The sequence below is a fragment of the Janthinobacterium algoris genome, from assembly GCF_051380935.1.
Classification (GTDB): domain Bacteria; phylum Pseudomonadota; class Gammaproteobacteria; order Burkholderiales; family Burkholderiaceae_D; genus Janthinobacterium.
In genome coordinates this window covers 102,311-127,562 of record NZ_JBNYXZ010000014.1, presented here as the reverse complement: position 1 = coordinate 127,562, position 25,252 = coordinate 102,311, and the positions used below count along the sequence as shown (strand labels likewise).

Below are 25,252 nucleotides of genomic sequence, written 5' to 3'. Positions count from 1 at the left end.
CTTTAGGTTTCAGGTATCTAATCAGTCGTCATGGCGTTCATGGTGCTCCGCCGCCCCATGCTTCCAGTAGCTGGCCACATGCAGGTGCTGCTTCGGCACCCCTGCGTCAATAAAATGCCCGCGCAAGCCCTGCACCTGCGCATGCTCGCACGCCACCCATACATAGCCATCGCCATCCTGCGGCAAGGCGACTTGCGCCAACGCTTCCAGTAGCAGCGGCCCCTTGCGGCCATTGCGCGCCACCCAGCGCACGTCCAGCTGCGCCGCACTGTCCAACGCGATCTGTTCGCCGTCTTCGACGATGTCGATCACGGCCATCGCCCGCGCCGTGGCCGGCAACTGCTCCAGGCGGCGGGCGATGGCCGGCAGGGCGGTCTGGTCGCCCACTAGCACATACCAGTCAAAATCGAGCGGCACCAGCATCGAGCCACGCGGGCCGCCCACGCCCAGGGTCTGGCCGGGCAAGGCTTGGGCCGCCCACAGCGATGCAGGCCCGTCGCCATGCAGCACAAAGTCGATTTCCAGCTCGCGCCGTTCTGCGTCGTAGCGGCGCGGCGTGTAGTTGCGGGCGATGGGGCGCGCCCCTTCCGCATACTGGATGGGATTCGGGCCATTGCCCAGCACGGGAAACACAGGCGCTGTTTCTCCCGGGGCGGGAAAGAACAGTTTGACGTGATCGTCGTGCGCCGGCGAGACAAAGCCGTCCAGGTCCTCGCCGGCCAGCGTGATGCGGCGCATGTGCGGCGTCAGCTGCTCGGTGCGCACGACGGTAAGCACGCGCAGTTTCAAGTCATGCCGCACGCGCTCAATGGCATGCGGGCGCGGTGCCGTAGGTAATGCAGTAGTCATTGCTTATCCTTGTAAAGTAGGCTCAGTGGCCGTCGACGATGGCGTTCGCCGCCTGTTCCAGCACGGCGGAAACGCGCTCGGCTTCCGCATCGCTCCAGTTGCTCTTGTTCAGCAACAGCGCATGTTTCAGGGTATGCATGGCCTGGTGCACGCGCTCGGGCAAGGCGTTGCGCGCCTGGACGCGGGCGAACATGTCGAGGCGGGCCAGGATGCCGTCCACCTGGGCGCGGTTCTCGTCGAGATACGCGCGGCCCAGGTCCGTGATCGTGTAGAGCTTCTTGCCGCTGGCGCTTTCGGAGGACGTGACATGGTCCTGCTCTTCCAGCAGGGTCAGGGTCGGATATACGGCGCCCGGGCTGGGGGCATAGGCGCCGCCGCAACGCTCTTCGATGGCCTTGATGATTTCATAGCCGTGACGGGGGCTGATTTCGATCAGCGCCAGCACGATCAGGGGCAAGTCGCCACGGCCGAAGACGCGCTCGGCCCGCTCGCCGCGCCCACCGCGCCCGCCAGGACCACCGCCCATGCCGTCGCCGCGCTCGTCGAAGCCGCGCGGGCCGCGGCCATGCATGAAGTGTTCGTGACGATGTTCGCCGTGGTGGTGCTGCTGCTGGCCGCAATCGCCGTGATGATGGTGATGCTGATGACCGTGGTGGCCGTGGTGGCCGTGGTGGCCGTGGTGGCCGTGTTCTGCGTGGTGTGAGTTTCTCATGTTTTCTGTTTAAAGATATATCGTTAGTAGGTATCGCTATTTTATAACGATATATCGATAAGTCAAGGAGAAATTTTTATGCTCGGCTTTTCATGATCACTCAGCCCGCCATGCCCGGCAAAACCGCCTTTGACAACATGCTGGTGAAAAATGCCAAGACCCTGGCTGTGCTGAATGATGCCGGGCGGCGCGCTGTGGGTGGCGTACCGCAAGGGCGGCGTGAAGGCGGGCAGCGACACCCACCGCGACGATCTGCGCAGTTTTGCGCAAACAATAGGACTCGACAGCGTGGCGATGATCGCCATCGATCGTGAGTGGTCGGCGTTGCGCCTGAAGCAGGTTTAAACGAAAATCAAACGACGCCGTGCAACGCCAGCGCCCATTCCACATGCTCGCGCACGATGGCCGACGGGTGCTCGCGGCGCGACAGCAGGGCCGCTACGATGTCGTCCTGGCCACGGGCCTTGGCGGCCGCGTTGCCCATGCCGACGGCCAAGTTGCGCAGCCAGCGTTCGTGGCCGATGCGGCGAATGGCGCTGCCTTCCATGCGGCGGTTGAATTCCTCTTCCGTCCAGGCGAACAGTTCCACCATGCCGGCGCTGCCCAGGCTGTGGCGCTCGTCGAAATCGGGCACCACGGCGCGCTGGGCGAACTTGTTCCACGGGCAGACGGTCTGGCAATCGTCGCAGCCATACACCTTGTTGCCGATCAGAGGGCGCATCTCGACGGGAATGGCGCCCTTCAATTCGATCGTCAGGTAAGAGATGCAGCGGCGCGCGTCGAGCTGGTACGGCCCCAGGATGGCTTGCGTCGGGCACACCGTAATGCACGCCGAGCACTGGCCGCAGCGCGGCGTTTCAGGTGCGTCCACCGGCAACGGCACGTCGATCAGGATTTCGCCGAGGAAGAAGAAGGAGCCGCCCTGGCGGTTGATCAGCAAGGTGTGCTTGCCGCGCCAGCCCAGCCCTCCCTTTTGCGCCAGCTCGACTTCCATCACGGGTGCCGAATCGCTGAAGACGCGGTAGCCGAAGTCGCCGATCTCGCCCTTGATGCGCTCGGCGAGCTGCTGCAGGCGCGAACGCATCACCTTGTGGTAGTCACGGCCCCGCGCATACACGGAAATCACGGCCGCCGCAGGGTCGGCGTCGCGCGCCGCCTCGTGTGTGCGCCAGTCCGGGCCCAGCGCCGGCGGCAGATAATTCATGCGCGCACTGATGGCCCGCACCGTGCCCGGCACCAGTTCGGCCGGGCGCGCACGCTTCATGCCGTGGCTGGCCATGTAGTCCATTTCGCCGTGGTACCCTGCGGCTAGCCAGGCTTGCAAGGGCGCTTCCATGTGCGACAGGTCCACGTCGGCGATGCGCACCTCGGCAAAACCCAGCTCGCGCCCCCATTCTTTAATGGTGCGCGCCAGGACGGCGAGATCGGTGACGGTGGCAGACATAGGGGACTTTACGGAAAACGGCAGGCGCGCGGGCGGTTACAATGACAGCAGCCTCTATTTTATGCGATATTATTCACACCAAGCGACAATGACCGAACACTTCACAGCCCACCTCCACGACGAAGCCGGTACCGCCGCGCTGGGCGCAGCACTGGCGCGCGCACTGGCACCAGGCCTGGCGATCTACCTGCATGGCGACCTGGGTGCCGGCAAAACGGCCCTCACGCGCGCCCTGTTGCACGCGGCCGGCCATGCGGGCCACGTCAAAAGCCCCACTTATACGCTGTCCGAACCGTACACGGTGCAACTCGCTGGCCAGCCCATCAACGTCATCCACTTCGACCTGTACCGCATGGGCAGCGCCGAGGAATTTCTCGACGCCGGTTTTCGCGAAGACTTCAACGGCCGCAATATCTGCATCGTCGAATGGCCGGAGAAAGCCGAACCGGTGCTGCCGCCGGCGGACCTGAATGTTTATTTGAGCGTTGCGGGTACAGGACGTGATGTAGAATTGCAAGCGTCTTCTGAATTGGGTCTGTCATGCCTTCACCGTCTCAAATTCGCCCCGAACCTTTGATCTCCTCGCCCATCACCCGGCGCACGGTACTCAAGGCCGGCGGCACCCTGCTGTTGTCCGTGTTCGCGCCCATGTCGGCGATGGCGGCGCAAATTCTCGCCGTGCGCGTCTGGCCGGCCGAGGATTACACGCGCGTCACGCTGGAAAACGACAGCATCCTCAAGGCCACCCACTTCATCGTCAAGGACCCGGAACGGCTGGTGGTCGACATCGAAGGGCTGGAACTCAATCCCACCTTGAAGGGCCTGGTGGCGAAGATCCAGTCGAACGACCCGTACATCAAGCAGGTGCGCGTGGGCCAGAACCGGCCCAACGTGGTGCGCCTGGTCTTCGACTTGAAGGAAGAAGTCACGCCGCAGTTGTTTACGCTGCCGCCGGCCGGCTCCTACAACCACCGTTTGATTTTCGACCTGTATCCCGTGCGCGAGCCGGACCTGATCGCGCAGATGATCGAAAAGGGCGACTGGTCGAGCGACCCGACCAAGCCACCGATGGCCGGCACGCATACGGCGCCACCCGCGCTGCCCCTGCCCGACAGCGGCAAGCCGCCCGTGGCCGTCGCGCCGCCGGTGGCGACCATCGTGCCACCCGTGCCCGATATACGCCCGGAACAGCGCCCCGAAGCGCGTCCGCTGCCGGGTCAGAAAGTGGTGCGCATGATTACCATCGCGCTCGATCCCGGCCACGGCGGCGAGGACCCGGGCGCCATGGGCAGCCGGGGCAGCCGCGAAAAAGACGTGGTGCTGGCCATCGCCAAGCGCCTCAAGACCAAACTGGAACTGCAGCCGAACATGCGCGTCATGCTCACGCGCGACGCCGATTTCTTTGTCCCGCTGGGCATGCGCGTGGAAAAAGCGCGCAAGGTGCAAGCCGACCTGTTCGTCTCGATCCACGCCGATGCGTTCATCCAGCCGACGGCGCGCGGCTCGTCCGTCTTCGTACTGTCCGAAAAAGGCGCCACCTCGACGGCCGCGCGCTGGCTGGCCAACAAGGAAAACCAGGCCGACCTGATCGGCGGCGTGAACGTAAAGAACCACGACAAGCAGCTGGCCAGCGTGCTGCTCGACCTGTCGACGACGGCGCAGATCAATGACAGCATGAAGCTGGGCAAGGCCGTGCTGCGCGAAATCGGCGGCATCAACCGCCTGCACAAGGGCTCCGTCGAGCAGGCCGGCTTCGCCGTGCTGAAAGCGCCGGACATTCCCTCCATCCTGATCGAGACGGCCTTCATCTCGAATCCGGAAGAAGAAGCCAAGCTGACCGACAACGGCTACCAGGATCAGATGGCCGACGCCATCGTCACCGGCATCAAGAACTACTTCGCGAAGAATCCGCCGCTGGCGAAAAGCCGCATGACCTGACAGGACAATCCAGTATGAGCAAGAGCACATTTGGCCAATTGCCGGCCGTGACCATCCGCGCCACCGATGGCGCGCAGGCGACGGTGACTTTATACGGCGGCCACCTGGTCTCCTGGAAAACCAGCGACGGCCAGGAGCGCCTGTTCTGCAGCCGCGCATCCAGCCTCGACGGTAGTCGCGCCATCCGTGGCGGCGTACCCGTGATCTTTCCCCAGTTCGGCGCGCGCGGCACGGGTATGCGCCACGGCTTTGCGCGCGTGGCAACCTGGCAGCTGGAATCGACCGGCGACGCCGATGGCGCTGCATGGGCGCAATTTTCCCTGACCCAGGCTGACTTGCCGGAAGCGATCGGCGCCACCTGGCCCTACGCCTTCACCCTGCGCCTGCGCGTGGCAGTGCAAGGCCAATCGCTGGAGCTGAGTCTGTCCGTGCACAACACGGGCGAGCAGGCGTTCCCGTTCTCGGCCGCCCTGCACAGCTATTTTTCGATAGATCAATTGAGCGAAGCGCGCGTTGGCGGCTTGCAGCGCGTGCGCTATTCGGACGAGACGCCGCAAGATGCCTTGCAGGCGGAAGAGCTGCTGCAGTTCGCAGACAAGCTGGACCGCATCTACTATCAGTTGCCGGGCGCCTTGCACCTGCAGTCTGGCAGCCACACGCTGCGCCTGGAGCAGCAGGGCTTTACGGATGCCGTCGTGTGGAACCCGGGCGTGCAAGACGCAGCCGCCCTGCCCGACCTGGCCGACGACGAATACCAGCGCTTCCTCTGCATCGAGCCAGCCCTGATCCAGCCCGACCTGCTGGCTGCCGGCGCCGAATGGGTCGGCCGCCAGCGCCTCGCATTTGTTTAGTTCGATTCCTTGATGATGCGGCCATTGGCAGGCTGAATTGGGCGCGCATTCAAAGGATACAAGCGGCTGAACAGCGCCATCTGCGCCGGCGACGCCTGGACCGGCTGCTTCATCACCAGCCACAGCACGCCTTCGCTGCAAGGCGGCTCCGACATCGATCCCATGTAGGTGTAGTAATCGCGCCGCGCCGGCAGCATCTCGGCCGGGTCGAGCAGGATGGTGGGCTGCATGGTCTCGAATTTTTCCAGCGGCAGGTTGTTCCACACGGTCTGGATGGTCGCTTGCGGCGCGCCCCGCTCCAGCAACAGCGCCAGCACGGCTTGCCGGCCTTCCGCATCGCGGTGCACCAGGTGCACCACCATTTCAAAGGCCTTGCCGTTGATGCGCTCTTCGGACGGGCGGTGGAAATGGAATTGCTGCAGCTCGAACATGCGGTTCTGCACCGTGATGTAATTGCCGCCACTCACCCCCACCTGCACCGTGTGACCATTGTCGACCACATTGAACGAAGACGGGTGGTAGTCAAAGCTGATCTGTTCGAGTTCCACTTTCATGCCATCGCGGATATCGACCGGCGACTGGCGGCTGCCATTGCCGCACTTGGCCCAGTCGACATTGATCTTGCTCCAGTTGGCCGGGCCGCTGTCGCCCTCGTACGACCAGTGCGTGCCGCGCGCCACCGGAGGTGGTGGCGGTGGCGCCGCTTTTACCACGGCGACGCGCTTGGCGCGGGCGGCGGCGCGGGCCGCCTGGGTGGCGCGCATTTCCGCCAGGCGCGCCGCGATACGTTCGGACAGGTCGACTTCGGCCGCTTCTTCCTGCTCGCGCGCCGTGGGCGCGACGACGACAGGCGCCTTGACCTCCTTGCCCTTGACCTCCTTGCCCTTGACCGATTCGGTCAGGGTTTTCATGGCGGCCGCGCGCGCCGACGCCGACATGGGCGCGCTCGCAGGCGCGGATGCGGCGGCGCTCGCCGAAGCGGGGGCATCTTTGGCGCTTGCCATGACCGCCATCGCGGCAAGGCTGCAAGCTAACAGGGCGCTCAAATGTCGCATGGAAATCCAGAAAGTGAGAATACCCTCTGGTTTACGGCTGGAAAGCAACAAAACTTGAATCAGCGTGGGAGTAAAACAAAAACAACGCAGAGAAAAACGAGATCCGGGGCTCGCTGCGGGCTGTGCCGCAGCGCGCTTGCCCCGGATCCATGCGGCCTTACACCGACTTGCCGACCATGCGCTTGTAGAGTTTCCACATGCCGCCCAGTACCACCGGCACGACAGCGGCGCCGACACCGATCAGCACGATCAAGGTCAGGTGGTCGCGGATCCACGGGATATTGCCGAAGAAGTAGCCCGCCGTCACCAGACCGACCACCCACAACAGGGCGCCCGTCACGTTGTACATCTGGAAACGCGCATGCGTCATGTCGGAAATGCCGGCCACGAAAGGGGCGAAGGTGCGCACCACCGGCACGAAACGGGCCAGGATGATGGTCTTGCCGCCATGCTTTTCAAAGAATTCATGCGTGCGGCGCATGGCATCCTTGTTGATCCAGCGGTAGTCGTGGGTAAACACCCTCTGCCCGATGGCCTCGCCTATCCAGTAATTGAGCGTATTGCCCGTGATGGCCGCTGTGACGAGCAAGAAGATCAGCAAGCCCAGGTGCATCTGTCCTGTCGCGCAAAACGCGCCGGCGATAAACAATAAGGTATCCCCAGGGAAGAAAAACAGCACCACGAGGCCTGTCTCGCAAAAAATAATGGCAAACAGCACTGCATACACGAGGGTACCGTACTGCTCGATCAAGAGACCCAGCGTCTTGTCGACATGCACGATCATGTCGAGGAATTGCACAAAATCCATATATTTTTCCCTAAAGGTAGCGGCGGAATCATACACCACCCGGACAGCGCAACGGCAGTCCCCCGGCCGATATTTCAGGATTAATTATGTGCTGCCCTTGCGCGTGTGGCAATTTAAGTAAAGGTTAAGGAAATACCCGCGTCAACTTGCTCAGGCCAGTCTTCCTCCATGCATGCCAGGTTGGGCCAGTACAATGTTTTTTCAGCGAAATATTGCTATTCCGTTATACACTTTCTGACCGGTGCAATCCGCGCCGACCAGGAGAGAATATGTATCGATACCCACTGAGCGGCCTGACCATGGCCACCGTACTGGGCCTTGCACATCTGACTGCCCACGCGGCGCCTGTCCAGATCAAGGCGCCCGCCGAACTGCCCGCCAAGGCGACGCTGGCCGACGTGATCAAAGCCTCGAAACCTTCCGACTGGCGTCCGCTGGACCCGGACAACACCCTGTACCTGGAGATTCCCGCCGGCCGCGTGGTGATTGAGCTGGCGCCCGACTTCGCGCCTAAGCACGTGGCCAATATCAAGGCCCTGGTGGCCGAACAGTATTACGACGGCCTGGCCATCACGCGCGCGCAAGACAACTGGGTGGCCCAGTGGGGCGATCCGAACGAGAAAAATCCCAAGACCATCTTGCATGCCCAGCGCACCCTGCCCGGCGAATTCACCGTGCCCTTGAAAAACATCAAGAACTTCACGCGCCTGCCGGACGTCGATGGCTATGCGCCGCAGGTGGGCCATTCGAACGGTTTCCCGTCCGCGCGCGACCCGAAAACCGGCACGGCATGGCTCACGCATTGCTATGCCACCGTGGGCGTGGGCCGCGACAGTGCCAGCGACAGCGGCGGCGGCACGGAACTGTACGCCGTCATCGGCCAGTCGCCGCGCCACCTGGACCGCGACATCACGGTCGTCGGCCGGGTCGTCTCCGGCATGCCGCTGCTGTCGACCCTGCCGCGCGGCGCGGGACCCATGGGCTTTTATGACAGCCCGGAGAAAAACGTGCCGATCAAGGCCATCCGCCTGGCCGCCAGCGTACAACCCGAGCAGCGCGCGAAGCTGGAAGTGATGCGCACCGACAGCGCCGCTTACCAAGCCGTGCTGGAAGCCCAGCGCCACCGTGGCGGCCCCTGGAGCAAGGTCACGGCCGGCCACGTCGATCTATGCAATGCGCCGATACCGGTGCGCGAGGTGGCGAAGTAGGCGGTGCCCGGCAATTCGCAACCCGTTATAATCAGGGCATGAACGCTCCCATCACGCCCCACCGCCCGATCCAGGCCTTGCCTGACCAGTTGATTTCGCAAATCGCCGCTGGCGAGGTAGTCGAACGGCCATCGGCCGTGGTCAAGGAGTTGCTGGAAAACGCCCTCGACTCGGGCGCCACGCAGATCACGGTGCGGCTGGAAGAGGGGGGCGTAAAACGCATCGCGATTACCGACAATGGCCGCGGCATCGATAAAGATCAGCTGCCGCTGGCCCTGGCGCGCCACGCCACTTCCAAGATCGCCTCGCTGCACGACCTGGAAAACGTGGGCACCCTGGGCTTTCGCGGCGAGGCGCTGGCCTCCATCGCCTCGGTGGCCGCCGTCACCCTGACTTCGCGCACGGCGGACGCGGCCCATGCGTGGGAAATCGTCGGCTCGCACAATGGCAGCGTCTCGCCGTCATCGGGCGCGCACGGCACCACGGTCGACGTGCAAGACCTGTATTTCAACACGCCCGCGCGGCGCAAGTTCCTCAAATCCGAGCAGACGGAATACGGCCACTGCGCCGAAGTGGTGCGCCGCATCGCCCTGGCGCGGCCCGACGTGGCGTTCTCGCTGTCGCACAATGGGCGCACCATAGACCAGTGGAATATCAGCGAACTGGCCAAGCGCAGCGCGCACATCCTGGGCAATGACTTTGCCGAAGCGCGCCTGGCGCTGGACGAATCGGCCGGCACCTTGCGCATTCACGGCTTTGCCGGCTTGCCGACGGCATCCAAGGCGCGCGCCGATGGCCAGTTCTTTTATGTCAACGGGCGCTTCGTGCGCGACAAGCTGCTGGTGCACGCCGTGCGCATGGCGTACCAGGACGTGCTGCACGGCGACCGCTTTCCCTCCTACGTGCTGGCGCTCGACCTCGACCCGGCCCTGGTCGACGTCAACGTGCACCCGTCGAAGATCGAAGTGCGCTTCCGCGACAGCCGCTCCGTACACCAGTTCGTCTTTCACGCCGTGCAGCGCGCGCTGGCGCAAACGTCGGCCACGGCGTTTGGCAGCGTACCGGCGCCGCTGCCGGCCGCCGCCACCCTGAGCGGCGATACTGCCGGCGCGGGTTTGGGTGGATCTGGCATCTGGCGCCGCGAGCAGACGCAGACGTCGTTCGGCGCGCAATTCACGAATACCTTTGCGCCAGCGGCGCCCGGCGCGGCCCGCCCCTTCTTTGCCGATGCGCCAGGTGTGGCCCAGGACACGGCGGCCTACGGCGCCCTGTTCGGCGGCGGCGCTGCCAGTTCGCCCATCACGCAGGTGGAACCGTACATCGCCTCGCCCGAAGCGATGGCGCGCGAAGAATACCCGCTGGGCTTTGCCCTGGCCCAGCTGCACGGCATCTACATCCTGGCGCAAAACACCAAGGGCCTGGTGCTGGTCGACATGCACGCGGCGCATGAGCGCATCCTGTACGAGCAGCTGAAAAACGCGCTGCAGGCGCAAGTCTCGGGCCAGGACATGCAGGTGCAGTCGCTCCTGATACCCGTGACGTTCTACGCGGACGCCATCGAAGTGTCGACGGCGAATGAAAACCAGGACACATTAAAAGCGCTGGGCTTCGACATCGCCGCCCTGTCGCCCACTACGCTGGCCGTGCGTTCCGTACCGACCCTGCTGAAGAACGCCGACGCGCAAACCCTGGCGCGCGACGTGCTGCGCGACGTGCGCGAATACGGCGGCTCGCGCGTGCTGATCGAGCGCCAGAACGAATTGCTGGGCACCCTGGCCTGCCACACGGCCGTGCGCGCCAACAGGATTTTATCGGTACAGGAAATGAACGCCTTGCTGCGCCAGATGGAGAGCACGGAACGCGCCGACCAGTGCAACCATGGCCGGCCCACATGGGTGCAGGTCGAGATCAACGCCCTCGATAAATTATTCCTGCGCGGCCAGTAAAAGAGCCTGAAAAACGTCCATGGCGGCGTTGCACTGCCTCGCCCTGAAAGTTTTGCCAGTCTCTTTTGCACCACATCATACAAAACCAACATGCAAAACTCTCCACACCTCCCCCTGGCCGTCGCCATCATGGGTCCCACGGCCAGCGGCAAGACGGCCAGTGCGCTGGCTATCGCGCAAGCCATTCCGTCCGAGATCATTTCCGTCGATTCGGCCCTCGTCTACCGGGGCATGGATATCGGCACGGCCAAGCCGTCGAAAGAGGAACTGGCCCAGGTGCCACATCATTTGATCGACATCATCGACCCGCTGGACGCCTATTCGGTAGCGCAGTTCCGCAACGATACCCTGCGCCTGGTGAGCGAAATCTCCGCGCGCGGCAAGCTGCCGCTGCTGGTCGGCGGCACCATGCTGTACTTCAAGGGCTTGACCGATGGCCTCGACGACTTGCCCGGCGCCGATCCTGCCTTGCGCGCCCAGCTGGAAGAGGACGCGGCCGCCATCGGCTGGCCCGCCATGCATGCGCGCCTGGCGCAGCAAGACCCCATCACGGCCGCGCGCCTGGCGCCGCAGGACGCGCAGCGCATCGGCCGCGCGCTGGAAATCATCGCCCTGTCGGGCCAGCCCATGTCGGCCCTGCTGGCCCTGCGCGAAAAGACCGTGCTGCCATTTCAATTACAGTCGTTTGCGCTGGAACCATCGGACCGCGCCGTGCTGCATGCGCGCATCGCCACGCGCTTCGACAGCATGCTGAAAGACGATGCCCTGCTCGATGAAGTGGAACGGTTGCGTCGGCGCGGCGACCTGCATCCGGGCCTGCCGTCCATGCGCTGTGTGGGCTACCGCCAGGCCTGGGAGTACCTCGATGGCCGCATCGACCGCGCCGCCTTGCGCGAGACGGGCATCATCGCCACGCGCCAACTGGCCAAGCGGCAGCTGACCTGGCTGCGCGCCATGCCGGAGCGCATCGTCATTGATTGCCTGGGCTTTGACCCGGCCAGCGCCATGCTGGCGCAGATCCAGCCATTGCTGACGCCGTTACAAAAATAATCATACCGGCAAATCTCCATGAAAAATCCACAGATTTTTCATGGCCGGCATTGACAAGGAAATGGGAAGACTGGATAATGCTCGGCTGTTGGGTGATATAGCTCAGTTGGTTAGAGCACAGCATTCATAATGCTGGGGTCGGTGGTTCAAGTCCACCTATCACCACCAAAGAACAAAGATCATGGTGTTGCCATGGTCGCAACGAGCATCCGGTCTGACCGGTCTGTTTGGTGATATAGCTCAGTTGGTTAGAGCACAGCATTCATAATGCTGGGGTCGGTGGTTCAAGTCCACCTATCACCACCAAGAATGTGCAGCATTGATGAACCCGCCCCTGCCTCGCGCAGCGGCGGGTTTTTTCATTTCCTGCATCGCCTCGCGTGCGGCCTGCATGCAACACCTGCCCCATCCGCAAGCATTGGGGATTGTGGCAAGCCGCCACTGGCGCTTACAATGAGAATAATTCTCATTTATATTATTCGTCACTCATGTCCGCCATCCAGCCCAGCCTGCAACAGCAAGTGCAATCGCTCTACAGCGAGCATCACGGCTGGCTGCTCGGCTGGCTGCGCAAAAAACTCAGCTGCCCACACGGCGCGGCCGACGTGGCGCAAGACACGTTTGTGCGCATCATCGCTTCGCGTGATGCCCTGTTCGGCATACGCGAGCCGCGCGCCTATCTGTCCACCACGGCGAAGCGATTGCTGCTCGACCGCGCGCGCCGGCAAATACTCGAACGCAGCTACATGGCGGAATTGGCAATGCTGGCCGACAGCTTGCCCGGCGCGCCCTCGCCCGACGAGATCCTGATGGCCGTGCAGGCGCTCGAGCAAATCGCCATGGCGCTGGCCGGCTTATCAGCCAAGGCGCGCGACGCCTTTTTGCTGCACTACCTGGAAGAGCAGCCGCAGGCTGCGGTGGCGGCGCAACTGAAGGTCTCCACGCGCATGGTGCAAAAATACCTGGTGCAAGCCTTGCTGGCCTGCCGCCACGCCTGTCCGGCCATGGCGGCATGAATCGCCCCCACACCGACGTGGTAGCCGAGCAGGCCGCGCACTGGATCGTGCGGCTGAGCGCCGACGATCCGGCCGAGCGCGACACCGCGCAGGCCGGCTTCGCTGCGTGGAAGGCGGCCGACCCGCTGCACGCGAGCGCGGCCGCCGGCATGGAAAACCTGCTGCGCCAATTGAACGTCGTGCGCGAGCCGGCCGGCGGCAACCATAGGCCCGCGCGCGCCGCCCTGGCCGCCATCGCACCAAAGCGTCCGCGCCAGCATTTGCGCCAGTTGGCTGCGGCCAGCGCCGTGACCATGCTGGTGCTGACCGGTGCACTGGTCATCAGCGAGCGCCCCGCCTACCTGCTGGCCGACCTGCGCAGCCCCACAGGACAATGGCGCACGCACACGCTGGACGATGGCAGCCGCCTCACCCTGGGCAGCGACAGCGCCGTCAACGTGCGTTTCAATGCAGGCGAGCGGCATGTGGAGCTGGTGCGTGGCGACATCCTCGTCGACGTGGCCAAGGATGCGCAGCGCCCCTTCATCGTCGACAGCAAGCAGGCGGCGATCCGCGCCTTGGGCACGCGTTTTAGCGTGCGCAAGGAAAACGGCGCCACCATCTTAAGCATGCTGGAATCCAAAGTGCTGGCGCAGGTGCCGCAACATCCGCCCGTCATGGTGCAGGCGGGCCAGCGCACGCGCATCACGGACAATGGGGTTGGCCCGTTGCAAGCCATCGATGCGGCCAGCGTGCAGGATGCGTGGCGCGCGCGCCAGCTGGTAGTCGACGACTTGCCGCTGGCCGAGGTGCTCGACGAACTGGCGCGCCACCGCCCCGGCCAGCTGCATTATGACCGCGCGCAGATCACCGGCATCCGCGTGGCCGCCGTGCTGCCGCTGGACGACACGGACAAGGCGCTGCAACTGTTGATCGACAATTTTCCGCAACTGCGCATCCGCATGCTGACGCGCTACCTGGTGATGGTCGACGCTCCGGCCCGCAGCCCCGCAAAAAAATAAATAAATATTTTTGCGTTCGCGGTTCCACTTTGCGCATCTCGTGCGTCAAGGCAGCTGAGATCAATCAAAAAAAGGCTGTCACCATGTCCGTTCAAGTCCTTGCCGTTTCCTCCCCGAACACCCTGCGCACGCGGCTGCGCCCGCTGGCCCTGGCGGCCATGCTGCTGGCTGGCGTCGGCCTGCATGCCCAGGCTGCACCGCCTGTCGCCAGCTACACCATCCCCGCCGGTCCGCTGGCCGGCGCCCTGAACCGCTATGCCCAGCAGGCTGGCGTGTCCATCGTCATCGACGCCTCCAAGGTGCAGGGTTTGACCAGCGCAGGCCTGCAAGGCAGCTACGCCATCGAGGACGGCTTCGCCGTGCTGCTGCGCGGCAGCGGCTACGCCATCGGCAAGACGCCGACCGGCTATGTGCTGGTGACAGCCCCCGCGCCGGCAACGGCTCCATCGACTGCAGCCGCATCCTCCGCTTCGGCGGCCGAGCGCACCATGCCCTCGATTACCATCGTCGGCCGGGCCGAGCAAGGCGCCACCACGGAAGGCAGCGGCTCCTACACGGCGCGCAAGATCAGCATCGGCAAGGGCGAGCAAGCGATGAAGGACATCCCGCAATCGGTCAGCGTGCTGACGCGCCAGCGCCTGGACGACCAGGGCATCACGGACTTGCGCGAGGCGGTCAACAACGTCACCGGCGTGGTCGGCGTGCATGGCGTGGGGCCGGGCGTGGTCATCACGGCGCGCGGTTTCCAGATCGACCAATGGCAATACGATGGCGTGCCGATCGACCGCAATACCTATGCACTGGGTAACTGGGGCCAGGAAAACATGGTCATCTACGACCGCCTGGAAGTGCTGCGCGGCGCATCGAGCATGCTGGTTGGCACGGGCAGTCCGGGCGGCTCTGTCAACCTGGTGCGCAAGCGTCCGACCGCCGCGCGCAGTGTCAGCATGACGGCGCGCGCCGGCTCGTGGAACCACTTTGGCGCCCAGCTCGACGTCAGCAGCCCCTTGAACGCGGACGCCAGCCTGCGCGGACGCGTTATTGTCGATGAAGACGACAGCCACTCCTTCATCGACCAGGTGTGGAGCAAGAACCGCACCCTGTACGCGGCGCTCGACTACGACCTGGCGCCAGCCACCACCGTGGGCCTGGCCGCCAGCCACGTCAAAGCCCACGGCCGCCCCACGTTCATCGGCCTGCCCCGCTACGCGGACGGCAGCGAACTGCCGCTGCCGCGCTCTACCTTCACGGGTGCCGACTGGAATCGCAGCCAGGTGGAGCAAAGCACTGTCTACCTGGACCTGGAACACCACTTCAATACCCAATGGAGCCTGAAAGCCTCGGCGCTGGGCATGAATGAAAGCACCAGCTCAACGCACCAGCGCACGGCCTTCGCCATCACCCCCGACGGCAGCGGCGCGCGCTATGGCGATTTTTCCACCGATTTCGACAACCGCAAGCGCGGCATCGACGCCTTCGTACGTGGCAAATTCGACGGCCTGGGCATCGCGCAGGAAATCGTCGTCGGCGCCAGCTATGTCAGCCTCACGTCGAATGACCGTTATGCGCGCGCGTGGGAGCCGGGCGCGGATATCTTCAATATCAACCACCATCGCCCGTGGCAAGACTTTGATACCATTGCCGCGCGCAAGACGGGCGTCACCAGCTACAGCAGCTATGACATGCGCCAGAAAGGCCTGTACGGCACCTGGAACGGCCAGCTGACCAGCAATCTGAAAGCCCTGCTGGGCGGGCGCTTCAACTGGTATGACTTCGTGTACGCCACGCCGGACGGCTACCGCGACACCACCAGCGTCGCGGCCAAGTTCACGCCATCGGTGGGCCTGATCTATGCATTGACGCCTCAATGGTCGACCTACGCCAGCTATGCGGACGTGTTTCAGCCGCAGACCAACCACAATGTGGCAGGCCAGATCCTCAAACCGATCACGGGCAGCAGCTACGAGGGCGGCATCAAGGGTGAACTGCTGGACGGCCAGGTCAACACATCGCTGGCCGTGTTCCGCTACGACCATAAGGACCGCGCCGTCAACGACTACGCTGCCGGTTTCGCCTGCGATGGCTGGTACTGCTCACGCGCCTCGGGCAAGGTGCGCAGCCAGGGCCTGGAAGCGGAAGTGTCGGGCGAAGTGGCGCGTGGCCTGCAACTGTCGGCCGGCTACGCCTATACGACGACGACCTACCTGGACGATCCGGACAACAAGGGCCAGGTCTTTTCCACCTGGACGCCGAAGCACATGCTGCGCCTTTGGTCGAGCTATACGCTGCCCGGCGCGTGGGACAAGTTCAGCTTAGGCGCTGGCGCCAACCTGCAAAGCCATACGCTCGATACCGAGCGCACCTTCAAGGTTGCCGGCTTCTCGATCTGGAATGCGCGTCTGGCCTGGCAAGCCACGCCGCAAGTGGCCCTGTCGCTGAACGTCAACAACGTCTTCGACAAGCGCTATATCATTCCGTCCTACAACACCACCGGTTCGAATAACTACTATGGCGACCCGCGCAACCTGCAGTTCACCTTGAAGTACACGCCGAAGTGGTAAGCTGACACGCTGCGGTAACGGAACAGGCGGGCCGGCATTCTGCCGTGCCCGCTTTTTTTTCTTTCGTTCAGTGCTAGGCTTGTATTCAAGAAACCATCCGCCAAAAAAACCATGCCCCCACCGCTTCCCCTGTCCAGCATGCTGCTGGCCCTGGCCACCTGCGCCAGTCCCGCCCTGGCCTTCGAGGGCTACTACCAGACCAAGACGCCCTACGCGCCGCAGCAGGACCCGGCCACGTATGCCGTGCCACCGGCCGGCTTCCAGCCCATCTTCACGCAACTGGTGGCGCGCCACGGTTCGCGCGGGCTGACCGGCATGAAGGGCGACGCGGCCCTGTACGCGATGTGGAAGCAGGCGGCCGCGCAGGATGCTCTGACGCCGCTGGGACGCGAACTGGGACCCGACATCCTGGCCCTGATGCAGGCCAACGCCCTGCTCGGCCATGGCGTACCCGGCATCGAGCAACCCGGTTACGGCAATCTGTCGCAGACGGGCATCGAGGAACACCGGCAACTGGCCGCGCGCCTGCTCGCACGTTTGCCCACGCTGTTTGCGCAAGTGGGACAGGATGCTGCCACGGCACCGCGTCAGCTCGTCACCATCCATTCCGGCGTGGACCGCGCGCGCGACAGCGCGCGCTTCTTCACGCAGTCGCTGCTCGAGCATGCGCCCGCGCTGGCACCCTTGTTGTACCTGCCGCCCGCACCGGCGCCGTACCCGCAGGGACGCTCGCCCGCAGTACGACCGATATTACAACCGGATGGCGTGAACCGCTTCCTGCTATATGCACACAAGCTGGTGCCGCAGACGGATTTTGTGGCCGATCGCGCCAACCCGTATTCCACCACCTATTCCACCACCTATGCCGCCACCTATGCCGCCAGCCAGGCTTACCAGCATTACATCAGGACCAAGCGGCTGGACACCCTGATGACACCCCCCGCCAGGCAGCCGGCGGCAGCCAAGCATGCGCGCCAGGTGCTGGAGCGCTTGTTCACGCCCGCCTTCCTGGCGCAGTTTAACGGCGGCGCCACCAGCTATACAGATACGGGCAGCTACACGTTTACCAGCGCGGACGGTAAACTCACGCGCACCCTGAAGGGCAGCGGCAAGACGGCCATCCGCAGCGTGAATGCGGCCGCCACGACGCTGTATGCGCTGTACGCCATCGCCGCCGGCATGCGCCACGAGGTGAAGGCCGATTTCAGCCGCTATATGCCGGCCGACGATGCGCGCTATTACGCTTCGGTGGCCGACCACGAAGATTTTTACAAGAAGGGGCCGTCCACCACGGACAGTGCCGGCGTCACCTGGCGCTTCGCCGTGGCGCTGCGCGAGGATTTTTTCCGGGAAGTCGATGCGCTGGCCAAGGGTGACCTGCGCCATGCGGCCAAGCTGCGCTTCACGCATGCCGAGATGATCATTCCGCTCGCCTCGGCCATGGGTTTACAGCAGGTGCTGGCGCCCCTGCCGGAGTCCACGCCCTACAGTTACGCCAACAATCCATGGCGCGGCGCACAGGTCTCGCCGCTGGCGGCCAACCTGCAGTGGGATGTGTACCGCAATGCGACGGGCCAGCTTATCGTGCACCTGCTGTACAACGAAAAGGAAACGCCGTTCCAGGCGGCCTGCGATGGCGCCCGCATCGCGCCGGGCAGCGTATTCTACGACTACGCGGGGCTGAAAGCCTGCTATGGCCACGTAGCGGTGCAATAACGGTGCAATAACGGCGCAATAACGGCGCAAAAAAACCGCCAGCTTGAAGGCTGGCGGTTTGTGGGGTGCTCACACGGCGTGCGCGTTTATTCCCAGGCTTCCTTGCCTGCCCTCGGCTTGCCCACCATCAGCAGCGCGCCCAGGGTCAGCACGGCCGCCAGCGACAGGTAATAGCCCACGTATTGCAAGCCATGGTTGGTGGCCAGCCAGGTGGCGATGTACGGCGCCAGCGAGGCGCCCAAAATGCCCGCCAGGTTGAAGGTCAGCGAGGCGCCCGTGTAACGCACTTCGGGCGGGAACAGCTCGGACAACATGGTGCCCAGCGGTCCGTAAGTCATGCCCATCAGGCCCAGGCCGACAGCCATGAAGAGCGTCACTTCCCAGGTCACGCCGGAGCCGAACATCGGCGCCAGCACCAGGCCGAAGATGGCAATGGCGACGGAGACCCAGATCAGGGTGGCGCGGCGGCCGCGGCGGTCGGCCAGCACGGCGGAAAACGGAATCGTCAGGGCGAAGAACAGCACGGCGAACAGCTGCACGATGAGGAATTCCTTGCGCGTAAAGCCCAGCTTGGTCGTGCCCCAGCTCAAGGCAAACACCGTCATCAGATAGAACAGCACGAAGGTGGCCAGGGCGATGATGGTGCCCAGGAAGAGCATGCGGCCATGCTGGCGGAACACGGTGGCGACGGGCAGTTTGACGACTTCGTTCTTGTCGATGACTTTCTGGAAGTCCGGCGTTTCCGTAATCTTCAGACGCACGTACAGGCCGACGATGACCAGCAGCGCGCTGGCCAGGAACGGGATGCGCCAGCCATAGCTGAAGAATTGTTCATCGGTCATGGTTTCGCTGAGCAGCAGGAAGATGCCGCCGGACAGGAAGAAGCCGATCGGCGCACCCAGCTGCGGGAACATGCCATACCAGGCGCGCTTGCCCGGTGGCGCGTTTTCCGTGGCCAGCAGCACCGCGCCGCCCCACTCGCCGCCCAGGCCCAGGCCCTGGCCGAAACGGCACAGTGCCAGCAGCAATGGTGCCAGGGTGCCGATGGCGGCATACGTGGGCAACAAGCCGATGATGACGGTGGAAATCCCCATGGTCAGCAAGGCGGCCACCAGGGTGGCCTTGCGGCCGATGCGGTCGCCGAAGTGGCCGAATACGGCCGAACCGATGGGGCGGGCGAAGAAGGCGATGGCAAACGTGGCCAGCGACTGCAGCACGGCGGCCGACGGGTCGCCGGCCGGGAAGAACAGTTTCGGGAACACCAGCACGGCGGCGGTGGCGTAGATATAAAAATCAAAGAACTCGATGGTGGTGCCGATCAGGCTGGCGAACAGCACCGTGCCGGGGGAATTTTTCTTGGGGGGGGTGCTCCGGGGCATACTCATTTACTGCGCTCCTTGGGGAGGGTGTCTAAAGGCCATTCTCTGGATGTTTTTTCAGGCAGCAGCACAGCACGTTGTCTAGGCGCGTTGTTGGCATATCATAGCTGCGCACGCCAGCGTTTGCTGTGCATTTGCTATTAAATTTGCAAACAAAAACAACGGTTTTTTATTGCCGTAGCGAACTGCCGGCAACGCGCGCTAACGCGCTGTGATCAGTGCTGATTTAGAGAAACAACGGTCGTGCGCCATCCGGTTACCCGGGGCACGGCAGGAAAGGCGTCAGGGGATGGTCGACGTGTATCAGGCCCGGCGTATCGCCAGGCATTCCGTACCAGACCCGCGCGTCGGCATCGCGGCATCGGTCATTTGTGGTGAATCCTTGCCTGCGGCCCCTCCGGGTGGAGCGGGCCGGCGATGATCGCGCCAACATCCCGAAGGATGCGGTTGATCTTGCTGTAAGCGCCTTATCATACGCGCAGTGCTGCAGTGCGGCAAGACAGTTTGAAGTGCAAACCCAGTCCTTGCTGTTGGGTTTAAAACGGCCTACACATCAATCAGGGCCAACGCGCTGGCGATCTCCGCGCTATCGAGCGGACGCACGAGACGCGCCACTTCTTGGCCATCCTTGAGAAAGATCAAGGTCGGCCACAGTTTCACCCGGAATGAACGCCCGAGCGCGCGGCCGGGCCCGTCTTCCACGCGCAGGTGCGGCACCCCGGGATGCTGCGCAAAGGCGGCGGCCAGCGGCGCCTGGGTGGCGCGGCAGTGACCGCACCAGCCCGTGCCAAATTCCAGCAAAGCCGGCCCCGTCAAGGCGTCGATCTCGGCGCGCGCCGGTTGTGCTACAGAATAGGTATCGTTCATCATGCCAGTCTCCTTGACAGCTTAGACCACTTTCATGCGCAAGGTGCCCAGGCCATCGATGGCTCCCACCAGTTCGTCGCCGCGCTGCACCGCCGCCACGCCGGCCGGCGTGCCCGTGTAGATCAGGTCGCCCGGCTGCAAGCTAAAGTAGCTCGACAGGTCAGCAATGGTTTCGGCCACGTTCCAGATCAGCATGTCGATGCTGCTGCTTTGACGCAGCTCACCATTCACGTGCAAGGTGATGGCGGCATGGCTGACGTCGCCCGCCTGCGCGGCCGGGGTGATGGAACCGATGGGCGCCGAGTGCTCGAAGGCCTTGCCCGTCTCCCACGGACGACCCTGCTTTTTCGCTGCGCCCTGCACATCGCGGCGCGTCATGTCCAGACCAATCGCATAACCCCAGACGTGGCTCAGCGCATCGGCTACGCCGATATCGCTGCCGCCCTTGCCGATGGCCACCACCAGTTCCATTTCGTGCTGGAAATCCTGCGTTTGCGCGGGGTACGGCAACTCGCCCGTCGTGCCGGCAGGCACGGGCAGCACGGCGTCGTTTGGTTTCATGAAGAAAAACGGCGCCTCGCGGCCCGTGTGGCCCATTTCCTTGGCGTGGTCGACATAGTTGCGGCCCACGCAATAGATGCGGTGGACAGGAAAAGTATCAACGCTGCCGGTAACGGGAACGCTGGGCTGGATCGGTGCGGGAATGACATACGACATGAAGACTCCTGATCGGCACGATAAAAAGGCGGTGATGAAAATGGGACACCGCAGTGTCCCCCATTTTACGGCAACATTACTTCAGCAGGCCCGAGCGGCTTGGGTCCGGCATGCGGATGGCGACGATGAAGGAAATCAGGCACATGATGGTCACGTACCAATAGAAATACTCTTCCACGTGCCAGGCCTTGAACTGCAGCGCCACGTATTCGGCCGAACCGCCGAACATGGCGTTGGCGACCGCATACGACAGGCCCACGCCCAGCGCGCGCACTTCGACGGGGAACATTTCCGCCTTGATCAAGCCGCTGATCGACGTATAGAAACTGATGACGGCCAGCGCGATGATGATCAAGCCGAACGCCGCGTACGGGCTGGTGATGTCTTTCAGGGCATGCATGATCGGCAGCACGCACAGGGTGGCCAGACCGCCGAAGAACAGCATCGAGGTGCGGCGTCCGATGCGGTCGGACAGGGCGCCGAACACCGGTTGCAAAATCATGTAGACGAGCAACGCGCAGGTCATGACAGCGCTGGCCGTCTTGGTATCCATGCCGGCCGTGTTGACCAGGTATTTCTGCATATAGGTGGTGAAGGTGTAGAACACCAGCGAGCCGCCGGCCGTAAAGCCCAGCACGGTGATGAAGGCGCGCTTATGCTTGAGCAAGCCGCGCAGGCTGCCCGCGTCCTTGTCCTTGCGCTCGCTGGCGGTGGTCGTTTCCGTCAGGGATTTACGCAGGTTCAGCGACACCAGGGCCGCCAGCGCGCCAAACACAAACGGGATGCGCCAGCCCCAGGCACGCAATTCTTCCAGGGTCAGCAATTGCTGCAAGACCACCAGCACCAGCAATGCCAGCAACTGGCCGCCGATCAAGGTCACGTACTGAAACGAAGCAAAGAAACCGCGCCTGCCCGATTCCGACACTTCGCTCATGTAGGTGGCGCTGGTGCCGTATTCGCCGCCCACGGACAGGCCCTGGAACAGCCGCGCCACCAGCAGCAGGAACGGGGCGAAGGCGCCGATGGTTTCATACGTGGGCAGCACGGCGATCATCAAGGAACCGCCGCACATCATCAGCACGGAAATCATCATCGACTGGCGGCGGCCGTATTTGTCGGCAATGCGGCCGAACAGCCAGCCGCCCACCGGACGCATGAGGAAGCCGGCGGCAAAGATGCCGGCCGTCTGCAGCAGCTGCGTGGTGGGGTTACCGGAAGGGAAGAAGGCGTGCGAGAAATACAGCGCGCAGAACGAGTAAATGTAGAAGTCGAACCATTCGACCAGGTTACCGGAGGAAGCGCCAATGATGGCCTTGATGCGCTGCTGGGAAGTCAGCTGCGCAACGTCATGCGGAGTATCGTGGGATGTCATATCAATCTTCTTGTTCGTGTAAAAAAGCCAACGCCAACCAGGCTGCCCGGGCTGGTGTTGCATCATACGCGCTGGGTCAAGGTGAAAAAGCCGCCCGACATACGGGTTAATACGTAGCGTCGGCAACTTTTTTCGCCATCCGGCGCTGCCGATCAGACGCGTTCCAGCACCAGCGCGATGCCCTGGCCTACGCCGATGCACATCGTACAAAGCGCGTAGCGTCCACCCGTGCGGTGCAACTGATTGACGGCCGTCATGGCCAGCCGCGCACCCGAGGCGCCCAGCGGATGGCCCAGGGCAATCGCGCCGCCGTTCGGGTTGACGCGCGGGTCGTCATCCTGGAAGCCCAGCTGGCGTAGCACGGCTAGCCCTTGCGCGGCAAACGCTTCGTTGAGTTCGATGACGTCGAAGTCGGCCAGGCGCAAACCCGTCATGGCCAGCACTTTCAGGGTGGCGGGCGCAGGGCCGATGCCCATGATGCGCGGCGCCACGCCGGCCGTCGCCATGGCCACGACGCGCGCGCGGGGTGTCAGGCCAAAACGGGCCGCGTTTGCTTCGTCGGCCAGCAACAGCGCTGCCGCGCCATCATTGACGCCGGACGCGTTACCGGCAGTAATCGTGCCATCCGCGCGCACGACGGGCTGCAATTTGGCAAGGGTGTCCAGCGTGGTGGCGCGCGGATGCTCGTCGCGGGCAACGACGATGGGATCGCCCTTCTTTTGGGCGATGCTGACGGGACAGATTTCGCTGTCGAACACGCCCGCCTGCTGCGCCGCCAGCGCTTTCAGCTGGCTGGCCAGGGCGAATGCATCCTGGTCAGCGCGGCTGATGCCAAAGTCGGACGCCACGTTTTCCGCCGTTTCCGGCATCGAATCGACGCCGTACCGCGCCTTCATCAGGGGATTGATGAAGCGCCAGCCGATGGTCGTGTCTTCCATTTTCATGCCGCGTGCAAAGGCGCTGTCGGCCTTGCCCATGACAAACGGTGCGCGACTCATGCTTTCTACGCCGCCGGCGATCAGCATGCCCGCTTCACCGCTCTTGATGAAGCGCGCGGCGCTGCCGATGGCGTCCAGGCCCGAGCCGCACAAACGGTTCAGGGTGGCGCCCGGCACGCTGTCGGGCAATCCTGCCAGCAAGGCGGCCATGCGCGCCACGTTGCGGTTGTCTTCGCCCGCCTGGTTGGCGCAGCCGTACAGCACGTCAGTAACAAAGCTCCAGTCCACGTTCGGATTGCGCGCCATCAAGGCACGGATGGGCACGGCGCCCAGGTCGTCGGCGCGCACGCCAGCGAGTCCGCCGCCATAACGGCCGAATGGCGTACGCTGGGCGTCGCAAATGTACGCGTGGTGCATGTTCATTCCTCCAAGAAAGTGGTGTGCGTATTGATGATGAATTAACATCCGTCCGTCAGCGGCACGGCCGTCAACGCTTGCAACTGCTCAAAACTCAAGCCATCGGCCAGTTCGACGACCGTGGCGCCGTTTGGCCCCAGATCGAGCACGGCCAGGTCGCTGTAGATGCGGCTGACGCAAGCGATGCCCGTGAGCGGATAGCTGCACGCCTGCACCAGCTTGCTTTCACCGGTCTTGGTCAGCAATTCCATCATGACCCAGGTTTTTTTCGCGCCGATGGCCAGGTCCATGGCCCCGCCCACGGCGGGAATGGCGTCTTGGGCACCCGTGTGCCAGTTGGCCAGGTCGCCCGTGGCGGACACTTGAAAAGCACCCAGCACGCAGATGTCCAGATGGCCGCCGCGCATCATGGCAAAGCTGTCGGCATGGTGGAAATAGCTGCCGCCCGCCAACAGGGTGACGGGCTGCTTGCCCGCGTTGATCAAGTCGTAGTCTTCCTCGCCGGGCGCGGGCGCGGGACCCATGCCAATCACGCCATTTTCGCTGTGCAAGATGATGTCGGCGCCAGCCGGCAAGTGATTCGCTACCAGGGTCGGCAAGCCGATGCCCAGGTTCACCACGGCGCCTTCATGAATGTCGGCCGCCACGCGGGCCGCCATTTGCTCTCGATTCCATTTGTTCAATTTGATACTCCTCAGGCAGCTTTGAAGCCGGCGGGGCCGGTGGCCGTGCGCGGCACTTGCACGAGGCGCTGCACGAACAGGCCCGGCGTGATGACGTGTTCGGGATCGATGCTGCCCAGCTCGGCTACTTCATGCACAGAAGCAATGCTGACTTTCGCGGCCATGGCCATGATGGGGCCGAAGTTGCGCGCCGTCTTGCGGTAGGTCAGGTTGCCCCAGCGGTCGCCCTGCTCCGCCTTGATCAGCGCGAAATCGGCGTGGATGGGCGACTCGAACACATACATGCGGCCATCGATCTCGCGCGTTTCCTTGCCTTTGGCCAAGTCCGTGCCGTAACCCGTGGGCGTAAAAAAGCCGCCGATGCCGGCGCCGGCAGCGCGGATGCGTTCGGCCAGGTTTCCCTGCGGCACCAGTTCCAGTTCCAGCTTGCCCGCGCGGTACAGCGCGTCAAAAACGTGGGAATCGGCCTGGCGCGGGAACGAGCAGATGATCTTGCGCACCTGCCCGTTTTTCAACAGGGCGGCCAGACCCGTGTCGCCATTGCCCGCATTGTTGTTGACGATGACGAGGTCGCGCGCCCCCTGGGCGATCAAGCCGTCGATCAGCTCGGCCGGCTGGCCCGCGCCGCCGAAGCCGCCAATCATGACGGTGGCGCCATCGTGGATATCGGCCAGCGCCTCTAGGACGCTGGAACGCAGTTTGTCGATCATTGCCTGTCTCCTCC

25 protein-coding genes and 2 tRNA genes are annotated in these 25,252 nt (G+C 63.7%); 15 read left to right on the top strand and 12 right to left on the bottom strand.

Going from position 1 to position 25,252, the window contains the following annotated elements; translation table 11 throughout:
• Positions 1–21: 21 nt before the first annotated feature.
• A complete protein-coding gene (locus ACQ4W7_RS20455) occupies positions 22–849 on the bottom strand; it encodes a siderophore-interacting protein (protein ID WP_426072118.1) in 828 nt (275 codons plus the stop codon).
• Positions 850–871: 22 nt separating this feature from the next.
• Complete coding sequence (locus ACQ4W7_RS20450) at positions 872–1,420, bottom strand: PadR family transcriptional regulator (protein WP_426072117.1); 549 nt, start codon at positions 1,418–1,420, stop codon at positions 872–874.
• Between ACQ4W7_RS20450 and ACQ4W7_RS20445 the strand changes: the two genes are divergently transcribed.
• Together ACQ4W7_RS20445 and ACQ4W7_RS20440 are read left to right on the top strand one after the other, a co-directional pair.
• The gene (locus tag ACQ4W7_RS20445; RefSeq protein WP_436532824.1) at positions 1,415–1,552 is read left to right on the top strand and encodes a hypothetical protein; all 138 of its coding nucleotides are present in this window, start codon (positions 1,415–1,417) and stop codon (positions 1,550–1,552) included. The two genes, ACQ4W7_RS20450 and ACQ4W7_RS20445, sit on opposite strands and share 6 nt — an antisense overlap.
• A gap of 183 nt (positions 1,553–1,735) precedes the next feature.
• Entirely contained in the window at positions 1,736–1,906 is a 171-nt protein-coding gene (locus ACQ4W7_RS20440; protein ID WP_436532822.1) for a hypothetical protein, read from the top strand.
• A gap of 7 nt (positions 1,907–1,913) precedes the next feature.
• Here the strand turns inward: ACQ4W7_RS20440 and queG are convergent, their stop codons facing one another.
• Entirely contained in the window at positions 1,914–3,005 is a 1,092-nt protein-coding gene (gene queG / locus ACQ4W7_RS20435) for a tRNA epoxyqueuosine(34) reductase QueG (protein WP_436532820.1), read from the bottom strand.
• An 88-nt stretch (positions 3,006–3,093) separates the two neighbouring features.
• Here queG and tsaE point away from each other — a divergent pair, with 88 nt between their 5' ends.
• Genes tsaE through ACQ4W7_RS20420 form a run of 3 tightly spaced genes read left to right on the top strand, consistent with a single transcriptional unit; the run spans position 3,094 to position 5,794 of the window.
• Entirely contained in the window at positions 3,094–3,582 is a 489-nt protein-coding gene (gene tsaE / locus ACQ4W7_RS20430) for a tRNA (adenosine(37)-N6)-threonylcarbamoyltransferase complex ATPase subunit type 1 TsaE (RefSeq protein ID WP_436532818.1), read from the top strand.
• The gene (locus ACQ4W7_RS20425) at positions 3,546–4,943 is read left to right on the top strand and encodes an N-acetylmuramoyl-L-alanine amidase (RefSeq protein ID WP_426072112.1); all 1,398 of its coding nucleotides are present in this window, start codon (positions 3,546–3,548) and stop codon (positions 4,941–4,943) included. Before tsaE ends, ACQ4W7_RS20425 begins: the two co-directional genes overlap by 37 nt.
• Before the next feature lie 14 nt (positions 4,944–4,957).
• A complete protein-coding gene (locus ACQ4W7_RS20420; protein ID WP_426072111.1) occupies positions 4,958–5,794 on the top strand; it encodes a D-hexose-6-phosphate mutarotase in 837 nt (278 codons plus the stop codon).
• On the opposite strand, the gene ACQ4W7_RS20415 is transcribed toward ACQ4W7_RS20420, so the two are convergent.
• On the bottom strand, positions 5,791–6,705 hold the full coding sequence (locus ACQ4W7_RS20415; protein ID WP_436532815.1) for a carbonic anhydrase: 915 nt from the start codon (positions 6,703–6,705) through the stop codon (positions 5,791–5,793). The two genes, ACQ4W7_RS20420 and ACQ4W7_RS20415, sit on opposite strands and share 4 nt — an antisense overlap.
• Here ACQ4W7_RS20415 and ACQ4W7_RS20410 point away from each other — a divergent pair.
• A complete protein-coding gene (locus ACQ4W7_RS20410; RefSeq protein WP_436475399.1) occupies positions 6,704–6,907 on the top strand; it encodes a hypothetical protein in 204 nt (67 codons plus the stop codon). The two genes, ACQ4W7_RS20415 and ACQ4W7_RS20410, sit on opposite strands and share 2 nt — an antisense overlap.
• 99 nt (positions 6,908–7,006) lie before the next feature.
• On the opposite strand, the gene ACQ4W7_RS20405 is transcribed toward ACQ4W7_RS20410, so the two are convergent.
• A complete protein-coding gene (locus tag ACQ4W7_RS20405; protein ID WP_436532813.1) occupies positions 7,007–7,657 on the bottom strand; it encodes a VTT domain-containing protein in 651 nt (216 codons plus the stop codon).
• A gap of 269 nt (positions 7,658–7,926) precedes the next feature.
• On the opposite strand from ACQ4W7_RS20405, the gene ACQ4W7_RS20400 reads away from it, so the two are divergent.
• From ACQ4W7_RS20400 to ACQ4W7_RS20360, 9 genes are all read left to right on the top strand, one after another.
• Positions 7,927–8,865, top strand: coding sequence for a peptidylprolyl isomerase (locus ACQ4W7_RS20400; protein WP_436532811.1), 939 nt, complete (start codon positions 7,927–7,929; stop codon positions 8,863–8,865).
• A 38-nt stretch (positions 8,866–8,903) separates the two neighbouring features.
• A complete protein-coding gene (gene mutL, locus ACQ4W7_RS20395; RefSeq protein ID WP_436532809.1) occupies positions 8,904–10,811 on the top strand; it encodes a DNA mismatch repair endonuclease MutL in 1,908 nt (635 codons plus the stop codon).
• Positions 10,812–10,901: 90 nt separating this feature from the next.
• Positions 10,902–11,861, top strand: a complete 960-nt coding sequence (miaA, locus tag ACQ4W7_RS20390) for a tRNA (adenosine(37)-N6)-dimethylallyltransferase MiaA (RefSeq protein WP_436532807.1) — start codon at positions 10,902–10,904, stop codon at positions 11,859–11,861.
• Between the two features lie 91 nt (positions 11,862–11,952).
• Positions 11,953–12,029: transfer RNA gene (locus tag ACQ4W7_RS20385), tRNA-Met, on the top strand.
• A 61-nt stretch (positions 12,030–12,090) separates the two neighbouring features.
• Positions 12,091–12,167 (top strand) — tRNA-Met (locus ACQ4W7_RS20380).
• A 182-nt stretch (positions 12,168–12,349) separates the two neighbouring features.
• Positions 12,350–12,877: a sigma-70 family RNA polymerase sigma factor gene (locus ACQ4W7_RS20375; RefSeq protein WP_426072104.1), complete on the top strand. Its 528-nt coding sequence runs from the start codon at positions 12,350–12,352 to the stop codon at positions 12,875–12,877.
• Positions 12,874–13,878, top strand: coding sequence for a FecR family protein (locus ACQ4W7_RS20370; protein ID WP_436532805.1), 1,005 nt, complete (start codon positions 12,874–12,876; stop codon positions 13,876–13,878). Before ACQ4W7_RS20375 ends, ACQ4W7_RS20370 begins: the two co-directional genes overlap by 4 nt.
• An 83-nt stretch (positions 13,879–13,961) precedes the next feature.
• Complete coding sequence (locus tag ACQ4W7_RS20365) at positions 13,962–16,439, top strand: TonB-dependent siderophore receptor (RefSeq protein ID WP_436532803.1); 2,478 nt, start codon at positions 13,962–13,964, stop codon at positions 16,437–16,439.
• A 111-nt stretch (positions 16,440–16,550) separates the two neighbouring features.
• Positions 16,551–18,155 carry a histidine-type phosphatase gene (locus ACQ4W7_RS20360; RefSeq protein WP_495542748.1) on the top strand — a complete coding sequence of 535 codons (1,605 nt, stop codon included), beginning with the start codon at positions 16,551–16,553 and terminating at the stop codon, positions 18,153–18,155.
• An 86-nt stretch (positions 18,156–18,241) separates the two neighbouring features.
• On the opposite strand, the gene ACQ4W7_RS20355 is transcribed toward ACQ4W7_RS20360, so the two are convergent.
• The 7 genes from ACQ4W7_RS20355 to ACQ4W7_RS20325 form a co-directional block, all read right to left on the bottom strand.
• Complete coding sequence (locus tag ACQ4W7_RS20355) at positions 18,242–19,540, bottom strand: MFS transporter (RefSeq protein WP_436532801.1); 1,299 nt, start codon at positions 19,538–19,540, stop codon at positions 18,242–18,244.
• Between the two features lie 540 nt (positions 19,541–20,080).
• The gene (locus ACQ4W7_RS20350; RefSeq protein ID WP_426072100.1) at positions 20,081–20,404 is read right to left on the bottom strand and encodes a thioredoxin family protein; all 324 of its coding nucleotides are present in this window, start codon (positions 20,402–20,404) and stop codon (positions 20,081–20,083) included.
• 18 nt (positions 20,405–20,422) lie between these two features.
• Positions 20,423–21,118, bottom strand: a complete 696-nt coding sequence (locus ACQ4W7_RS20345) for a fumarylacetoacetate hydrolase family protein (protein ID WP_436532799.1) — start codon at positions 21,116–21,118, stop codon at positions 20,423–20,425.
• 76 nt (positions 21,119–21,194) lie between these two features.
• Positions 21,195–22,490: an MFS family transporter gene (locus ACQ4W7_RS20340; protein WP_426072098.1), complete on the bottom strand. Its 1,296-nt coding sequence runs from the start codon at positions 22,488–22,490 to the stop codon at positions 21,195–21,197.
• Between the two features lie 152 nt (positions 22,491–22,642).
• Entirely contained in the window at positions 22,643–23,845 is a 1,203-nt protein-coding gene (gene pcaF, locus ACQ4W7_RS20335; protein WP_436532797.1) for a 3-oxoadipyl-CoA thiolase, read from the bottom strand.
• 41 nt (positions 23,846–23,886) lie between these two features.
• Positions 23,887–24,528: a 3-oxoacid CoA-transferase subunit B gene (locus ACQ4W7_RS20330; RefSeq protein WP_436532795.1), complete on the bottom strand. Its 642-nt coding sequence runs from the start codon at positions 24,526–24,528 to the stop codon at positions 23,887–23,889.
• A gap of 11 nt (positions 24,529–24,539) precedes the next feature.
• A complete protein-coding gene (locus tag ACQ4W7_RS20325; protein WP_353660054.1) occupies positions 24,540–25,238 on the bottom strand; it encodes a 3-oxoacid CoA-transferase subunit A in 699 nt (232 codons plus the stop codon).
• Positions 25,239–25,252: the final 14 nt, after the last annotated feature.

Coding starts and splice junctions, on each gene's coding strand:
- ACQ4W7_RS20455 (WP_426072118.1), bottom strand. CDS start 849: ATGACTACTGCATTACCTACGGCACCGCGCCCGCATGCCATTGAGCGC.
- ACQ4W7_RS20445 (WP_436532824.1), top strand. CDS start 1,415: ATGCATGAAGTGTTCGTGACGATGTTCGCCGTGGTGGTGCTGCTGCTG.
- ACQ4W7_RS20450 (WP_426072117.1), bottom strand. CDS start 1,420: ATGCATGGCCGCGGCCCGCGCGGCTTCGACGAGCGCGGCGACGGCATG.
- ACQ4W7_RS20440 (WP_436532822.1), top strand. CDS start 1,736: ATGATGCCGGGCGGCGCGCTGTGGGTGGCGTACCGCAAGGGCGGCGTG.
- queG (WP_436532820.1), bottom strand. CDS start 3,005: ATGTCTGCCACCGTCACCGATCTCGCCGTCCTGGCGCGCACCATTAAA.
- tsaE (WP_436532818.1), top strand. CDS start 3,094: ATGACCGAACACTTCACAGCCCACCTCCACGACGAAGCCGGTACCGCC.
- ACQ4W7_RS20425 (WP_426072112.1), top strand. CDS start 3,546: ATGCCTTCACCGTCTCAAATTCGCCCCGAACCTTTGATCTCCTCGCCC.
- ACQ4W7_RS20420 (WP_426072111.1), top strand. CDS start 4,958: ATGAGCAAGAGCACATTTGGCCAATTGCCGGCCGTGACCATCCGCGCC.
- ACQ4W7_RS20410 (WP_436475399.1), top strand. CDS start 6,704: ATGGCGGCCGCGCGCGCCGACGCCGACATGGGCGCGCTCGCAGGCGCG.
- ACQ4W7_RS20415 (WP_436532815.1), bottom strand. CDS start 6,705: ATGAAAACCCTGACCGAATCGGTCAAGGGCAAGGAGGTCAAGGGCAAG.
- ACQ4W7_RS20405 (WP_436532813.1), bottom strand. CDS start 7,657: ATGGATTTTGTGCAATTCCTCGACATGATCGTGCATGTCGACAAGACG.
- ACQ4W7_RS20400 (WP_436532811.1), top strand. CDS start 7,927: ATGTATCGATACCCACTGAGCGGCCTGACCATGGCCACCGTACTGGGC.
- mutL (WP_436532809.1), top strand. CDS start 8,904: ATGAACGCTCCCATCACGCCCCACCGCCCGATCCAGGCCTTGCCTGAC.
- miaA (WP_436532807.1), top strand. CDS start 10,902: ATGCAAAACTCTCCACACCTCCCCCTGGCCGTCGCCATCATGGGTCCC.
- ACQ4W7_RS20375 (WP_426072104.1), top strand. CDS start 12,350: ATGTCCGCCATCCAGCCCAGCCTGCAACAGCAAGTGCAATCGCTCTAC.
- ACQ4W7_RS20370 (WP_436532805.1), top strand. CDS start 12,874: ATGAATCGCCCCCACACCGACGTGGTAGCCGAGCAGGCCGCGCACTGG.
- ACQ4W7_RS20365 (WP_436532803.1), top strand. CDS start 13,962: ATGTCCGTTCAAGTCCTTGCCGTTTCCTCCCCGAACACCCTGCGCACG.
- ACQ4W7_RS20360 (WP_495542748.1), top strand. CDS start 16,551: ATGCCCCCACCGCTTCCCCTGTCCAGCATGCTGCTGGCCCTGGCCACC.
- ACQ4W7_RS20355 (WP_436532801.1), bottom strand. CDS start 19,540: ATGAGTATGCCCCGGAGCACCCCCCCCAAGAAAAATTCCCCCGGCACG.
- ACQ4W7_RS20350 (WP_426072100.1), bottom strand. CDS start 20,404: ATGATGAACGATACCTATTCTGTAGCACAACCGGCGCGCGCCGAGATC.
- ACQ4W7_RS20345 (WP_436532799.1), bottom strand. CDS start 21,118: ATGTCGTATGTCATTCCCGCACCGATCCAGCCCAGCGTTCCCGTTACC.
- ACQ4W7_RS20340 (WP_426072098.1), bottom strand. CDS start 22,490: ATGACATCCCACGATACTCCGCATGACGTTGCGCAGCTGACTTCCCAG.
- pcaF (WP_436532797.1), bottom strand. CDS start 23,845: ATGCACCACGCGTACATTTGCGACGCCCAGCGTACGCCATTCGGCCGT.
- ACQ4W7_RS20325 (WP_353660054.1), bottom strand. CDS start 25,238: ATGATCGACAAACTGCGTTCCAGCGTCCTAGAGGCGCTGGCCGATATC.